This is a genomic window from Imperialibacter sp., from assembly GCF_040222385.1.
Taxonomy (GTDB): Bacteria; Bacteroidota; Bacteroidia; order Cytophagales; family Cyclobacteriaceae; genus Imperialibacter.
Genome location: NZ_JAVKDF010000039.1, coordinates 321787 through 336357, shown reverse-complemented (window position 1 = coordinate 336357; position 14571 = coordinate 321787). Strand labels below are relative to the sequence as shown.

Here is a 14571-nt window from a genome sequence, read left to right as displayed (position 1 = left end):
TCATCTCAGATTTATAGCCCAATTGTACTCTTCCAAGGCCAAAGATGATACGATACACTACAAAATCGAAATAGGAAGGCTCAAATAGATCTTCCCATTTCCACTTTTTGCCCTCATTTAATCAATTTTCAAGGGAGCCCTTTGTAGCTGCTTCGCAAAAGGTGATTCATCATCTTTTGTGAAGCAGCTTTTTTGTGAGTATAAAACAAAAAAGCCCGACGTCGCTGAAAAGCTATGGCGGGCGGAGTCGGGATACCAGGATTACTCATACCCGCAGGCATGCCGCACTTCCCCTCGTGCACCTCCTGCGTCGGTGTCGAACGCCACCCGCTGGCCCCCAGGTTCTCATGGGCCTTAAACGCAAAAAAGCAGACATTGCTGTCTGCTTTTTGTCGGGATACCAGGATTACAACCACCCCGTGCAAATCTTTATGTATCAGTAAGTTACAAAACGTAATTTCAGCGGGTTCACCGTTCAGTTCTCAATTTATTCGAACTGGTTTGAGTGCATTTGGTGAACTCCGAAACCTTTGTAAATATACAAAAAAGCTCGCTTTTTGGGTTCAAATCGTGGCAAAAAGTACTAAATTTTATTGTAACGGAGCATAGATTTTAGTGCCGTTTGACTGCCTTCATCTGCCAGGGTCAATCGGTGATGTAACGCTCAACAATGGCCGGTGCAAGGCCGGTGAACTCACAGAATTCATCTACACTGATGAACTGGTGCGGTTCTTTGGAAAACTCCTCCCTGATCCTGTTTAGGAGCTTCCTTCCGTATCTCTCGCTCTTGCCGGTGATGCGCTGCACGTCTTTTGGATAAATACAGGCTCGTTTGGTTTCGATCATACTCTATCTATACTTCATCTATGCTTTTGCTATACTGTAAATATACTAAATGACCTCCGCAGTTCTTTTTGAACCAATCGGAATAAACGGTATCCTATCGTCCTATACGGAACCTGCCTTTTGTCTGCCTGAAGGAGATAGTTGATTTTCGGTGAGTTGCAACGAAGCAACGAACTAAATCAAGACGATATGGCGCGACAAAAAGGCATCATTAAACTGCAAGGAACCATCGGGGATGTGTCCTTCTACAAGAGCAAAGACGGCTATTTAGCCAGGGAAAAAGGTGGAGTTGATGGGGATCGTATCAAGAATGATCCGGCCTTCCAAAGGACCCGGGAGAATGGGTCGGAGTTTGGACGGGCAGGGAAAGCTGGTAAGCTAATCCGCACGGCCTTCAGGCCGCTCTTATTGAAAACTTCAGACAGCAAGGTAGCCTCCAGGTTGACCAAGCAATTAATGATCGTCCTTCAATCGGATGAAGACAATTCAAGAGGAGAGCGGACGGTTTCCAATGGAAACCTGGACTTGATCCAGGGGTTTGATTTCAATGCGGCTGGCCGACTGGAGGCCACACTATACGCTCCCTATGAAGTGAGTTTTGACCGTGCGGCCGGTACCGCATCCATTGACATTCCTGAGTTCATTCCAGCCAATAGCCTGGCCTATCCCCAAGGTGCTACACACTTAAAGATGGTAGCGGCTTTATCGGAGGTGAACTTCGAGAATGATGAATTCACTTTCAACCTGGCAGAGTCAGCAGATGTGGAAATCGGCAATGTGGCAACCGGTCCCCTGGAGCTGGATTTGGCTTTTAATGCCAACAGCGAAGAGGTGCTATTAGTGGCCTTTGGCATTGATTTCTATCAATCCGTCAATGGTCAGATGTATGCCATGAAGAATGGTGGGTTTAACTGTCTGGCTTTGGTTGAGGTAGACAAGTTTGTCCAGCTACCGGAAAACTAATGATGCCCTGAAATGGAATTAACCCTATTCAGAGTTTATCATCAGGACGGTACCAACGGAGAGCTCTATGATGGGGAGCTGCTGCTCAGCTCCACCATCGAGCTTCCCTGGAGGGAAAACCAGCGAATGGTATCCTGCATCCCGGAAGGGAGGTATGAGCTTGTAAAGCGATATACCGACAAACGGGGGTGGCACCTGCTGGTCAAAAATATCCAGAACAGAAGCGGCATCCTCTTTCACCCTGCCAATGAAGCCCTGAAGGAACTGAAGGGCTGTATAGCCCCAGTTTCAAAGGTAATCGGTCCAGGTAGAGGGACGGATTCCAAAGCTGCCGATTCCAGGCTGAAAACACTTGTGTTTGAGGCCATGGAAAGAGACGAAAGTGTATTTCTCAATATTCAAAAAGCAAAAAGCGTATGACGATCATAGAAAGGGCGAAAGCCCCAACTCCCAAGTTTTTTAAGGTGCTCCGAAACGTAGGTTTGGCACTAGCGGCAGCTGGTGGTGCTCTGTTGGCAGCACCAATCAGTTTACCGGCCGGAATAGTTGCCTTGGGCGGCTATCTCACCGTAGGTGGAACGGTACTGACTGCAGTCAGTCAAGTGACCGTAGAGGATAGCGCAAAAGCGGACAGGAAAGATGGCTAACCTGGTAAGTGGAGGAGGCATGAAGGCAGGAACTGCCGGAGGTACGTTGCTGAGTGTCTTGGTGAACGTCAGCTCCGGGGATATCCTCCACACCTGTGTATTGGCTGCTGTCGGAGCATTAGTGAGCTTTACCGTGTCCATTCTGCTAAAGGTGTTATTCCAACGGTTCAAAAGAAAACATCCACCTCCGAAGGGGATGTGATTCCCGCAAGTCGGGAAAGTTTGTGTTCCTCTCAATGAAAAGGCCTCCTCGTGGGGCCTTTTTTCATTCCAGGAGTATCTGAAACATGATAGCCCTCTTGACCTGTTTCACGAGCTCCACCTGCTTTTGCAGGATATTGGTTTTCTGCTCAAAGTCCTGAAGGAGTGCCAATGACTTTAGGTACTTCCTACGGTCTTTCAAGGCCTTTTCCTGCCCTGCCAGCAATACCGCCCTGGCATCACCTATCCTGATGAATGGGACAACAGAACCGGTCAGGTATGGCGTGAACGCCTGTGCCTGCCAAAGACCGTAAGAGAGCCAGAAATAAAAGTTCCGTGCCTCCTCCGATTCTGTGTTGATGGCGAAGCAATTGGGACAAGGGGTTTCGAGCGGCTTTCCCGCATTCAGTCCTTTGGAAAGAATGAAGAAATGAGGCTTAGAGCTGGTGGAGTTTTTTCGATAAGTTTTGATCTGAAAAGTGTGCATAGTATGAGCATTTAAAGTTTTGCTCGCTGCGCTTCGCACACATTTCAAAAGAGAAAAGAAAAAAGGGAAAAAAAGAAAAGAGAAAGCCTTTAGTCAGGTGGGCATGGACAGGGCAGTCAAGGTTTTTTGGAAAAATACTACCCAGAGGGTGGAGATTTTTTCAAAAACCCGAAGGGCTTGACCTTGACGGTCCTGATTAGGGTTGGCCTTGTGGGGCCCGCCTAACTTAGCTGCACTCTTTGTTTTGTTTTCTTTCCGGAGAGGTCACTTCGATTCAAAAGGAATCATGGATAACATTCAACTGCAAACGAGAATGTGGTTTGGAACGATAGTGCGTCAGGAACCCCACGCAGGAAAAAACAGCCTTGAGCTAAAACGGCTGGACGGAGGCTGTGGAGCGCAGCGTAATGGACGAACGGCCAAGCCAGCCGTAGAGAGGAACGAACGGAGGCTTGCGAGCCGCCTGCGAGTGGAGCAAGGGGGCTAGACCGGAAAGCAGTGAGGGACGAGCTGCGGGGGCTTGCTATGTGTGAAGTGGAATGCAGGGCTTTTGTAATTTGATCCTCCACAAAAGCCCGGAATGAAACGGAACTACACAAGGGCTGGCGTGATTTTTTGCTTTGAGCATTGGGAAAGGTATAAGCGATTGCCTGTGTGCAAGGATACCGTTGGGTTGTTGCAAAAAGCATGACAGTCCCGCAGCCCGCAGCGACCCGCAGGCGAGCAAAAACACTGGCAGCCGGTGGATTTTTAGCTATGCCACAAAGGGACGACTGGCAGGGCTAAAAAGACAGAGTAGGCTGCCGTGAGGATGACAACCGAGTTGCAAGCAGCATGACAGGCTCGGAGCTTTAGCGGAGACCGTAAGGCAACACAGCTTATTTTTTGACCAATAAAAGACAAACACTTTCAAAAAATGGGCTGTGGTGGCCTGGCATGATGCTATGCCGAGGGCGAAAGACGAACACCGCTTTTCCTGCGTGGGGTTTGAGCGTTGGGAAAAGCAAGTGTGGCACGGTATGGAGTGCAGTGCAACGGAACGGAATAACGGGCTACTCTTGCTGTGCGGTGCTGTAAGCTTGTGAGTGAAGCGTAGCGGAATGAGCAGGCTGAAGGCACAAGGGATTGGGGTTGGATGATTATCTAAAGCTTGTACCGCTTCCATTCTTGTGTGCGATAAAACGGCCCCCAATAGCCACGGATCATCAATGTATCCTTGTCTTTCAACCAGAATTTCGCCCAATACGTAACTCCATTGGCGGGATCAAGAATGGAACCATTGTCCCAATCATCGCCATTTTCTTTGAACCCATACATAAATTTCATCCCAACAATTGGTTTGTCTTTGAGATGGCCATCACACTCAACACATATAGGATAGTTACCCTCATGAGGCAGGAGAAATATTTTTTGGATAGTTCCTGTCAGTTCATTACCCTTCTCTTCGAGTTTCACATGTGCTTTCACCTGTTGAAAGCGATCGTCAATTGTCTCCCATAGTCCGTTGATTCCATTTCCTGAAAGCCTCCTCCACGTTTGTGTCCGGTAAAATAGATCAAACGGCCCCCCATAACCTCTCACTCTTATTTCATCTTCGCTTTCAAACCATATTTTACTGTTGTAAATACTCCCACTTTCCGGGTCGAGGATCTTACCATCAATCCATTCGTTTCCTGACTTTTTAAAGCCCCAAACGAATTGAAGACCTAAGACAGGCTGATCTTTAAAATCATCAGGACAACTAATACAGATGGGATTTTTTCCCTGATTAGGTTGCAGGATCACACTATCAATTTTGCCTTCCCACGAATTGGTTTGAGAATTCTGATAGATATGAATAACCGATAAAGGTGCTCCAGTACTCTCATTAAAGGTCATCCACTTGCCTGTAGGAGATTGAGCCTGAGCTGAAACTGTAAAGAGGAGTAACAGCGTAAGGGCTTTAAGTTTCACAGGGCAAGATTTTTTTCGGGACGTTACCTCTTGAAATTCTTCTTCATATCTCTTGTCATTTGTTTTCATCCACTTATCCCACCACAAGAAGTATAGTCCGTAATTGCAGTTGAAATAGTGGTGATGCATGTTGTGATGTGTGGTTGTGGTATGCCAGTTGATCCAATTATTTCGGATAAAGCCTTTTGGGAACAGTTCAAAGCCTAAGTGTCCATGTACATTTCGAAGGATCATATAAGTTAGAAAAATGAACAGAATGAGCCCGTGAACGGGCATGAATACCAACATTATTGGTAACACCAGGGCTTGAACAATGGCTTCCAAAGGATGGAAAGAATAAGCTGCCCAAGGAGACGGATTGGTGCTCATGTGGTGTACCTTGTGAATATATTTGTAAATCCTGGGATGATGCATCCACCGGTGAGTCCAGTAGAAATAAGTGTCGTGAAATACAATCATGATTACCAGACTCAACATGAAGTAAGCCCATCCATATTCTGGTATATCGTGGTAAATGTGAAAATAGCCTTTTTGATTGGCCAGATGGACACCTGTGCCAATTGTGGCAAAGATGAGTACTGTGCTCAGGGAGTACCGGAATTCATACCAAAGTTTGGTCGTCTTAGGCCAATTGGACTGGATAAACCGATGATTCAATGCCTTTTTGAGCAGTAACCAAAAGATTAAAAAGGCTGCACTGGCAGGGATAAAGTACCTGAGGAAATCGATAATGATAATTTTGCCATAGGCTGATAAAAACTCGTTGAGAAGTGTATCCATAATCCGTGATTTTTTTCTGCCAAACTAGGGATGGACATCATGAGATTCTCTCCTGTAATGGAGAATGCTGGCCGATTTCAAAATCGGCAAGGATTAATTGCCGGAGTGTTTTCTTCTGTAATCAGTGGGGGTGAACCCTGTCGCCTGTTTAAATGATCGATTGAATGGACCTATGGAGTTGAACCCTGTTTTGTAAGCAATTTCAAGTATTGTAAGATTAGATTTTTCCCTGTCTTTCAGAAGGGTTGACGCCTCCCTGACCCGATAGGAATTAACAAAGTCAATGAAATTGCGGTATCCCATTTCCTGGTTGATCACTTTTCTCACCCGGTATTCCTGTTCACCAATCGCTTCTGCCAACTGGCCAATCATCAGTTTTTCCTTTCGGTAGAACTCTCTGTCAATCATGATTTTCTGGATCTTTTCAATCAGGTCTGGGTGCTTTACCTCTGTGTTTTTCCTGCGAGTATCAAACAATTGGCTTTTAATGGAAACATTCAAGCCAATAAAGAACGTGTTGAAAAGCAGAATGGCGCTTCGTTGGATTAGTTTGGGCAGTTCCTGCTCATCTTTAGTTAATCCCAATTCTGATAGAATGGTAATGAACACCACCAATCCGATGAAGTAGGTGAAGTACTTCCTCAACCGGATTCTTTCCTCATCCAGGTCGGAGCGTTTCCCCGATTGTGCCTCGATTATTGCCAGGCCAATAAAAAAAATCGATAGCGCCCTACCTGCAATTGACGAGATTTTATCCCAATCTGTGAGATTTGTAGTGCAATAAAGACCGTAGTAAACGAAGGTGGCTGTGATTATATAAATCAATATTCGCTTGGGTGATAACGGATCGTCATTGAAAAGCGTCCTTGCCATCATCCAGAAAGAGAATGGAAGTAAAAACGGGCCTATTACAAATATCCATTTGAGCAAAGGAAAGGTCACAAAATCTATTATGAGATACAGGAAAACGCAGGTGATAAACCCAAGAACCGCATAGGCTCCTCTGATCTTGTTTCTGTCCTTAAGAACCAGGATGGCAGAAATGATCATGCTGTATGCAGTAAGAGAATTTACGTATGGGTATAGAGCTTCTGTCACTTCATAAAACTAAAAATTAAATCTGGCAATCAGTCGGGTTGGCATGGACTTTAGTTCATCCTTAATTTTATGATAAATGATGATAGCAGGGTAATTGCCCCGATCAATACCACTGCCGTTTCAATCCCAAAAAAGTCGGCTGTAACTCCCGTCAAAATTGCTCCGATAGCATAACCCAGATCCCGCCACAACCTGAATACACCGATGCTGTTTGCCCGTTGTTCTGGGTGTGTGTAATCCGCAATTGCTGCCAGGAATGTAGGATATACGACAGCCGTACCGATTCCTAAAATGATACTCAAAATTGTAAACTGGACAAATGAAGTGGCATATATCATAGCCGTTATGGCAATGCCCTGCATTAGCATTCCCCAAAACAGCATGGATTTTTTTACTAGTATATCAGCCAGTTTCCCGGTAGCCAGTTGACCCAATCCCCATACTATCGGATAAATAGCCACTATTTTTCCGACTTCTCCTAAACTAAAACCTTTACTTGCTAAGAGAATTGGAAATAGCCCCCAGATCATGCCGTCATTGAGGTTGTTGACTAGTCCGGCTTGCGTGATGGAACCAAGATTTGGGTTTGTCCAGGTTGTTTCTCGAAATATGTTTTTCAATTTCTGAACCTGGCTTACTTTGATCTCTGAATTGACATGGTGAACTGTGTCTTTTACCAGGAAATGGCTGGCCAGCAAACCAGTTATGGCAAAGCCGATTCCCAAATAAAACGGATAGGGACGAAGGCCATATTCAGATGCGATCCACCCGGTAAGGAATGCCACTATTCCCACAGCCAGATAGCCTGCGGATTCATTCAACCCCATGGCTAGTCCTCTGTTCTTATCACCTACCAAGTCAATTTTCATTACTACCGTGCTGGACCAGGTAAGCCCCTGATTGATCCCCAGCAGGATATTGGCCGCTATGATCCAATTCCAGTTTGTGGCATAGATCAGGATAAGAGGAACAGGAAGCCCTAACAACCAACCGATGACCAACAGGTTCTTACGTCCAATCCTGTTGGCGAAAGCACCGGTGTAATAATTGGTAATGGCTTTGGAAATACCGAAAACTACAATGAATGATAGTATGGATGTTTTGGCCGCTATACCAAAATCTGCTTCGGCAATCTGGGGGAGAATGGTACGTTCAAGTCCGACCATACCACCCACAAAGCCATTGATAATGACCAGTAAGGTGAACTGCCTCCAGTTCTCTTTTAATCCTAGTTTGACCTCCATAACTCCTTACGAAATAGCACACCTGTTGGCACCAGCCTCCAGGTCAGTCAGGTTGATGCCTGTAAAATCACCTGAAAGGTTTTTCTCGACAATGGTGAGGTAGTTTGCAGGAGTGGTAGGTATCCGGTTCAGGAGTGTTTGGATAAAAGCATCTTCTTCCTGATGAAGCATTGACACATTCATTAATACCTCCTCGATACTGGCCTGAATGGGTTTACGGTCAAAAGCAACCGGCTGGCTGGTATGGCCAGGCAACACCAGGATGGATTTATCCAGTTCGAGCAGTTTTCTTAGTGAGTGGTAAAGCAGACTTGCTTTGTGTCTGGCTTCCGCTTCATTGGCTTTCAGGTCAGGTCTGCCTACTCCATTGGTAAACAGTGTATCACCTGTAAGCAGTGCTTTATCCTCAATGAGGTATGAAGTGCTTTCTAGTGTGTGCCCCGGAGTGTGGATGGCTTTTATCTGAATATCACCAAATTTAAAGGTGGTACCGTCTGAAATGGAGTGAAATGGGAATGTCAATTTATCATTTTCCGGAATGGAAGGTTTAAGGCCGAAGGTTTCCGCCAGTTCTTTTGACCGGCTTAAATGGTCTGCATGGATGTGTGTATCCGCAACGTACTTTAAAGTCAGTTTTCTCTGGTCAATGACCTCCTGATAAACCTCCACAGGTAACGAGGGATCTACAACCATGGCTTCCTGACCTGAAACGATCATGTAGGAAAGGCATCCTTTGCCAGTTCGTCTGAATTGGATGATCTCGAAATAGTCAAATGCCAGGGAAGCGGTGTTCCATGACAAGCTCCAAGCCTTCATGCCGCCTTGCAGGTTGTAGGATTCGTATCCTGAATGATGCAATAGTTGGGCAGCTACCAAGCTGGTTTTTCCCCCTGAGCAAACGGTAACTACCGGAATGGATTTATCAAAATCTACTGACTTTAAAGCGTCCGGGTAGTTCTTCTTCAGCTCCTCATAAGCATCGATATGAATGCTTCCGGGGATGTGCCATTCTTCACGTTCGTGTGTTGGCCTGATGTCAAGCACATTTACTTTTTTGCCAGTGTCCAGCCATTCACTGAGTATTTGGGTATTGATCTCTTTTTGCTCCATCGCTTTAATCTTTTGATAATGCAAAAGACCGGATTGTGGCAATGGAATCCTTTTACATTTGTTAAATAATCAGGAAATATTAGCCCTGATCCGGCTTAGACTTACCTGGGTGATGCCCAAATAAGAAGCAATGTGTTTGAGTGGGATTTCTTGTATCACTTCAGGGGACTTTTCGATCAGGGAGCGGTAGCGTTCTTCAGCGGCATGGAATTGCAAGCTTTCGAGGCGATTGATGGTGTCGACATAGGAGTGTTCTACAATTTTGCGAAACAACCGCTCAATATCCCGGTGCTGGTCAAAGAGCGCAAAAAGTTGCCGGGCTGGAATGGCTATAAAATTGGTGTCGCTGATGGACTGAATTGCTTTGTGACTGGGCTTTCCCGTAAAGAGGCTCTCTGCCCGGATGATCAAGTCATTTTCGAACGCAAAATATTCTGTCACGTCCTTTCCATCTTTGTAATAATAAATCCTTGCCACTCCTTGCTGTACAAAGTAGATCGTCTTGCAGGTCTGGCCGATGGACTGGAGGTCATGGTTCTTTTTGATTTTGACCTCAGACAGCATATTCAAAATTGCATCACTTACCTGTGAGGATAATGGACTTATATCATTCAGGTGAATGACGAATTGCTGTTTACCGCTCAAATGTTTCATCAGGTTTTGATCACAGAAAATGAATACCTATTTATAAATGTCACCGAACCCTGAGTAATTTTTGTGTCCTTTCCCTCTGTTGATCCTGCCTTGCTTTGTATTGTCGATGCGATGCTGGAGGAACAAACAAAGAGCCTCAAACTGGGTTTCCGGAATCTGGTAGGCATCAGCTTTAAATTCCTTTTTGATGATGCCCCAAATGGCAGCATAGTTCATTTTGGATTTACCAACATCGCCTTCCTTGTATTTGTTATATCGATCTATCAGGTGCTTCACATAGTTTTTCAATTCCGCTTTTTTACCTATGGCACCATCAGCGAATTCCATCTTTGGTTTGCTTCTGGATTTATAAACAATGGTCTGTGCACTGATCGAATTGGCTACCGTGGAGTTGGATATATTGCCTTTGATGTTGATGGTGTTTGATGACTTTGCGCTGGATTTGCCTTTAGCTTTAATCATAAGATAGTTCTTGATTTGTTTGACCTCCTCCTCACTAATATCACCTTTTGTAATCTTGGAATGGCAAATCGGGCAAAGCATCAAAAGGTTGTCAGGGGAATTGTTTTCGGGAATTTCGTCAATATGATGAATTTCAAAATGATCTACATTCTGATCATCACAGATTGGGCACTGGGAGTTAATCTCTTGCTGTAAAAGAGATTTCGTTTTTTGGGGTATGGATTTTCGAGCTTTGGCCATGGTCTAACTTTGCTTCAGTAGTTGGTACAATTGCTGGTTGATGAAAATATTCTCTTTCCCGATAGGTTCGAGTTTTAGGATTCCAATGGATTCCAAAGTCTTTAAGTACCTGGAAGCGGCTTTTCTTTCTACGCCCAGCCCATTAGAGATATATTCTATTTTGGTATAGGGGTGGACAAACAATTGCTCGATCAAGTCTTTCGAGTAGATTTTCGGGGCTTCATTTTTTACCTTATCCTGTATCTCATTGAAGATGCTGTTGATTCCGTGGATCTGGGAAATAGCCTTTGTCGCAGTATCTTCAATTGCCTTGAGCATAAACAATATCCAACCTTCCCAATTGTCTTTAGTCCTCACCTCTTGTAGCAATTTGTAGTAAGCTCCTTTGTGGCCTATAATGTAGCCACTGAGATAAAGCATGGGTATTTCCAACAGGTTGTGAAGGATGAGGTAAAGCACGTTGATAATCCTTCCCGTTCGGCCATTTCCATCATAGAATGGGTGGATGCTTTCGAACTGGTAGTGTTGTACGGCCATCCTGATCAGGGGTGACATTCCATCAGGTTCATCATTGATAAAGTCTTCTAGGTTTTTCATTAGTCTGACAATTACTTCCTTATCATCTGGCGGTGTATAAATTGTTTTCCCTGTCAGATCATTTTTCAAGGAAGTACCTGGTAGCTGCCTGATCCCAGCCTCGTTCTCTTCCAGTATAGCCTGAATGCGTGCAATACCATTAGTATTCAGGAAGCCTTTCTTTTTGATCTCTTCAAAGCCATAGAGCAGGGCTTCCCTGTACCGTAGGACTTCTTTTGTCGATGGGTCAATTGTCATTGACTTGGCCGCCAAAGCCTGGTAGAGCTTGTCATGTGTAGTAATAATATTCTCCACCTCTGAACTGGCCTGTGCTTCTTTGAGTACAATGGCATTGATCAAAATACCCTGATTGGGTAGTGTTCTTGCCAATCCCTTCAGCTCAGCAAGGGCAACCGCTGCTTTACTTTCCTGTTTGAGGATTTCGATAGTCTCCACTTTATCCACCTGAGGAGGCAGTAGAGGTAAATCATTGAGTGGTTTCGATGGATCGATATTCTTCATTCCTATTAATTACGTGAGACAAAAATACAAAAATTGGGACATGAAACAAGTTATATGTACCATCATGGGACATGAGACAAAAACCTCAAGAATAGGACATGAAAACCAGCACATGTACCACGATGGGACATGTTCATACCCGCTTATCTTTAGCCTCCTTATCAAACGCTAGAACATTCATCATTTCCCTTAACCTGCTCCTTACCCTGTTGCCATAGCAGCTTTCAATTTCGCTGGCGGAAAGATTGGTTGTGGCATGGGTAAGCATGTGCCGGCCGATGAACATATCGTAGCGGCTCAAAAGGATCTCTGCCATAACATTGGTTTCGTTTCCATAATACTTGATGTTGGATTCCACGCCCAGATCGTCAAAGCAGTAGGCTTTAGGGATCAATTCTCCACCTGTTTGCTGGAATGCTGACTTAGAATATTTATTGATGACAGGATAGCCATCCTGGATGAATTCCAGGGTGATGTCACGAGCGGATTTGATGATGTACTGTTCTTTGGGTGCAAGCATGAAGCGAAGTAGGGTCATCAGGGAGGTTTTGCCACAACCGACCGGGCCTGTCAATAAGATGCCTTTGTGGAGATCAATATTATGTTTTTCAGCATTGACCCCATCACGGTAGAAATAGACCAGAAGCTTGAAAAGAATGAGATGGTCTTCCTGCCAAATCCTGAATTTTGGGCTGATGTAAGCTGTACCTGCTTTCTCCAGGAATTCAAGACATTTGTCAAACTGAATGATATTGCTTTGAACCTCTTCATCAACAGAAGACTTAGAGCGGTTCGCCATAGTCCTTGCCGGTTCCTGTGTGGAGGTTTCCGGGTTTAGGGCCTTGCTGATGGTTTCTCTGATCTTTTGCATAGGCATTGAATTTTTGAGCGTTCAACATCCAGTTTCGGGCGGCTGCTTTCCAGTCTTTCATCTTGGAGCGGCCACCTACCAACCAGCCATTGCTCTGGAAGTAGTTGTAAAACTTCTCAGCCTCCACGGGCGGATAGCCTTTTTCATCAAAGTAGATTTTCACATGGGCTTCCAGAGGCGGAATGTCCGGGCCATAGCCAGCAGCTTCCTTTTTCTTTTGCCGCAACTTTTCTTTTTCCTTCATTTCTGAGTCATTTGAACCTCTATCAAAATTTTTGGATCGCTCACCCAAGTTTGTTTCGTTTTCACTGTTTAAAGAGTTTGTATTGTTTGTATAAGGTCTCACTGCTATTTCACTTCCATTATCAGTACCTGTATCACTACCTTTATCAAAACTGTACAGGTAAATGAGGCTGCCCCGGTGCGGATTGTAGGAAGGTTCGTAGCGGATATAGCCGTATCGATCTAGTTCCTTCAGGCACTTGGTGTAGGTGTTCACCGAACCAATTTTTGACAACCTCATCAGCTCGTCCCTGGATACAGAAATGGGGTTCTTGAAAAAGTTGAGGTTCCACCGCCTGAACAAGGCCATATACAAACTGATGTGGTAGGGCGTGAGCCTGGTATCTGCATCCATCTGCCCGAATGCTGCCGAAAGGTGCCTGATGTAGTTCATGCCCAGCCATACGCTTTACTTCAACCGGTTGTGAAACTTGTTGGACTGCAGCATCCCTTGAATGTCTGCATAGTCGTAATAAATCACTCCCCCAATCTTGGTAAAGGGTAATGTGCCGTTCACTCGCAGGTTCTGCAATGTACCTGGTGAGATGCTAAGGAGCTTGCGGACTTCATAGGACTTTAACCATTTCTTGGATGGCTGTCCTGAATGTTCTTTAAGTAATCTTTTTAAATCTTCGAGTAGCTCGATCTTGAACTCTCGAAGGTCATCTGTGGTAATAACTTCTGTTGCCATTTCTTAACAAATGTTGATTGAACTGCGAAGGTGTTACCGTTTGATGGGTTTTATTCACAAGTCAAACCGAAGTTGGGAAAGATTTTTTGTTATTTGTCATCAGCTTCATCCATCCTTCGGGTCAGACTATCCCTTAGAGAATCCAGAAATTTAGTGCGTCCGGTCTTGCGGATGCGGATTTCAAGGAATGTGCGGTGATATTGGCCCACCTCGATACCGAAGGTATCTTCAAAAAATGCTGCGATTTCTTTTAGATCGGCAATGCCGTTGTTAAATACTCCACGGGCTTGTAAGGCATACATCAACTCGATTAAAGCTACTTTAGAATCTGTCCATGTTAGTTTCCCCTTCGGTTCACCTTGTGATCTTCCATTGCTTAAATCCCTCATATCCAGTTTGTTCAATTCATCTTCCAAGTAGACATTGAGCAGGTCGTTGGCCAGGATGTTGGAAACCTTAAAATCATGGCTGGTAGAAAAATTAGGATCGGTTTCAAAGAAGAAAGAATCAAGCGTTAACCTTATGTCCTGTTTGCCTCTGACAAAATATTTGTGATCCAGATAATTACTGTGGGTACGAAAGTAGCGGTAAAATTCCAGGTTGTTGTCGAAGTACCGTTTGAGCTTATCCAACTCATTTTGATAGTATTTACGTTTTACCTTGATTCCTCCGTTAGGTTTGTTGGTTTCAATATTGAATACGCTGAGGTGGTAGATGAGCTTACTAACGAATTTCGGTTTGATCTCCTTGAAAAAGTAGATTTCATCGGTTTGTGAACACAACCGATCACCCTTCAAATCATCTCTCAACTGATTAATTGCCTGAAGGGCTATTTGAAAGCTTTGCTCTGATTTTTTTAGAATGTCGTCCTCTTCCAGATCAATCATTCGAAGCTTATCTTCTAATTCTTCATATTGTTGGTTATAATTTTCAGGCATTTAAAA

The 14571-nt window shown here is 44.6% G+C and carries 18 protein-coding genes and 1 pseudogene; 5 read left to right on the top strand and 14 right to left on the bottom strand.

Translation table 11 applies throughout. From position 1 onward, the window contains the following. Positions 1-645: 645 nt before the first annotated feature. Positions 646-846 (bottom strand): hypothetical protein, encoded by a 201-nt coding sequence (locus RIG68_RS21215; protein WP_350126915.1) that lies wholly within the window; start codon positions 844-846, stop codon positions 646-648. Between the two features lie 189 nt (positions 847-1035). Here RIG68_RS21215 and RIG68_RS21210 point away from each other — a divergent pair, with 189 nt between their 5' ends. From RIG68_RS21210 to RIG68_RS21195, 4 genes are read left to right on the top strand one after another with little or no spacing between them, the layout of a single operon-like run. Further along, the gene (locus RIG68_RS21210; RefSeq protein WP_350126912.1) at positions 1036-1809 is read left to right on the top strand and encodes a hypothetical protein; all 774 of its coding nucleotides are present in this window, start codon (positions 1036-1038) and stop codon (positions 1807-1809) included. A 12-nt stretch (positions 1810-1821) separates the two neighbouring features. After that, positions 1822-2229: a DUF5675 family protein gene (locus RIG68_RS21205; protein WP_350126909.1), complete on the top strand. Its 408-nt coding sequence runs from the start codon at positions 1822-1824 to the stop codon at positions 2227-2229. After that, positions 2226-2456 carry a hypothetical protein gene (locus RIG68_RS21200; RefSeq protein WP_350126906.1) on the top strand — a complete coding sequence of 77 codons (231 nt, stop codon included), beginning with the start codon at positions 2226-2228 and terminating at the stop codon, positions 2454-2456. The genes RIG68_RS21205 and RIG68_RS21200 overlap by 4 nt, the downstream gene beginning before the upstream one ends. Then, positions 2449-2658, top strand: coding sequence for a hypothetical protein (locus RIG68_RS21195; protein ID WP_350126903.1), 210 nt, complete (start codon positions 2449-2451; stop codon positions 2656-2658). The genes RIG68_RS21200 and RIG68_RS21195 overlap by 8 nt, the downstream gene beginning before the upstream one ends. Positions 2659-2721: 63 nt before the next feature. Here the strand turns inward: RIG68_RS21195 and RIG68_RS21190 are convergent, their stop codons facing one another. Then, positions 2722-3144 (bottom strand): DUF6943 family protein, encoded by a 423-nt coding sequence (locus RIG68_RS21190; RefSeq protein ID WP_350126900.1) that lies wholly within the window; start codon positions 3142-3144, stop codon positions 2722-2724. Between the two features lie 286 nt (positions 3145-3430). Between RIG68_RS21190 and RIG68_RS21185 the strand changes: the two genes are divergently transcribed. Continuing rightward, positions 3431-3631 (top strand): hypothetical protein, encoded by a 201-nt coding sequence (locus RIG68_RS21185; protein ID WP_350126897.1) that lies wholly within the window; start codon positions 3431-3433, stop codon positions 3629-3631. Positions 3632-4287: 656 nt separating this feature from the next. Here RIG68_RS21185 and RIG68_RS21180 read toward each other — a convergent pair. The 12 genes and pseudogenes from RIG68_RS21180 to RIG68_RS21125 all read right to left on the bottom strand — a co-directional run bounded on the left by RIG68_RS21180 (position 4288) and on the right by RIG68_RS21125 (position 14565). After that, entirely contained in the window at positions 4288-5877 is a 1590-nt protein-coding gene (locus RIG68_RS21180; protein WP_350126894.1) for a DUF2147 domain-containing protein, read from the bottom strand. A 93-nt stretch (positions 5878-5970) separates the two neighbouring features. After that, positions 5971-6927, bottom strand: a complete 957-nt coding sequence (locus RIG68_RS21175) for a helix-turn-helix domain-containing protein (RefSeq protein WP_350126891.1) — start codon at positions 6925-6927, stop codon at positions 5971-5973. A 98-nt stretch (positions 6928-7025) separates the two neighbouring features. Continuing rightward, a complete protein-coding gene (locus tag RIG68_RS21170) occupies positions 7026-8219 on the bottom strand; it encodes an MFS transporter (protein ID WP_350126888.1) in 1194 nt (397 codons plus the stop codon). A 6-nt stretch (positions 8220-8225) separates the two neighbouring features. Further along, entirely contained in the window at positions 8226-9329 is a 1104-nt protein-coding gene (locus RIG68_RS21165; protein ID WP_350126885.1) for an MBL fold metallo-hydrolase, read from the bottom strand. Positions 9330-9398: 69 nt separating this feature from the next. Beyond that, positions 9399-9983, bottom strand: coding sequence for a Crp/Fnr family transcriptional regulator (locus tag RIG68_RS21160; RefSeq protein WP_350126882.1), 585 nt, complete (start codon positions 9981-9983; stop codon positions 9399-9401). Positions 9984-10010: 27 nt separating this feature from the next. Beyond that, on the bottom strand, positions 10011-10445 hold the full coding sequence (locus RIG68_RS21155; RefSeq protein WP_350126929.1) for a hypothetical protein: 435 nt from the start codon (positions 10443-10445) through the stop codon (positions 10011-10013). A gap of 57 nt (positions 10446-10502) precedes the next feature. Beyond that, positions 10503-10685, bottom strand: a pseudogene (locus RIG68_RS21150) (HNH endonuclease signature motif containing protein); the annotation flags it as partial. A 3-nt stretch (positions 10686-10688) separates the two neighbouring features. Next, the gene (locus RIG68_RS21145; protein WP_350126879.1) at positions 10689-11783 is read right to left on the bottom strand and encodes a Fic family protein; all 1095 of its coding nucleotides are present in this window, start codon (positions 11781-11783) and stop codon (positions 10689-10691) included. A gap of 133 nt (positions 11784-11916) precedes the next feature. After that, positions 11917-12582 carry a P-loop NTPase family protein gene (locus RIG68_RS21140; protein ID WP_350126876.1) on the bottom strand — a complete coding sequence of 222 codons (666 nt, stop codon included), beginning with the start codon at positions 12580-12582 and terminating at the stop codon, positions 11917-11919. Then, a complete protein-coding gene (locus RIG68_RS21135; RefSeq protein WP_350126873.1) occupies positions 12566-13330 on the bottom strand; it encodes a hypothetical protein in 765 nt (254 codons plus the stop codon). Before RIG68_RS21135 ends, RIG68_RS21140 begins: the two co-directional genes overlap by 17 nt. 15 nt (positions 13331-13345) lie before the next feature. Next, a complete protein-coding gene (locus tag RIG68_RS21130; protein ID WP_350126870.1) occupies positions 13346-13627 on the bottom strand; it encodes a helix-turn-helix domain-containing protein in 282 nt (93 codons plus the stop codon). 89 nt (positions 13628-13716) lie between these two features. Beyond that, complete coding sequence (locus RIG68_RS21125) at positions 13717-14565, bottom strand: RteC domain-containing protein (RefSeq protein ID WP_350126867.1); 849 nt, start codon at positions 14563-14565, stop codon at positions 13717-13719. Positions 14566-14571: the final 6 nt, after the last annotated feature.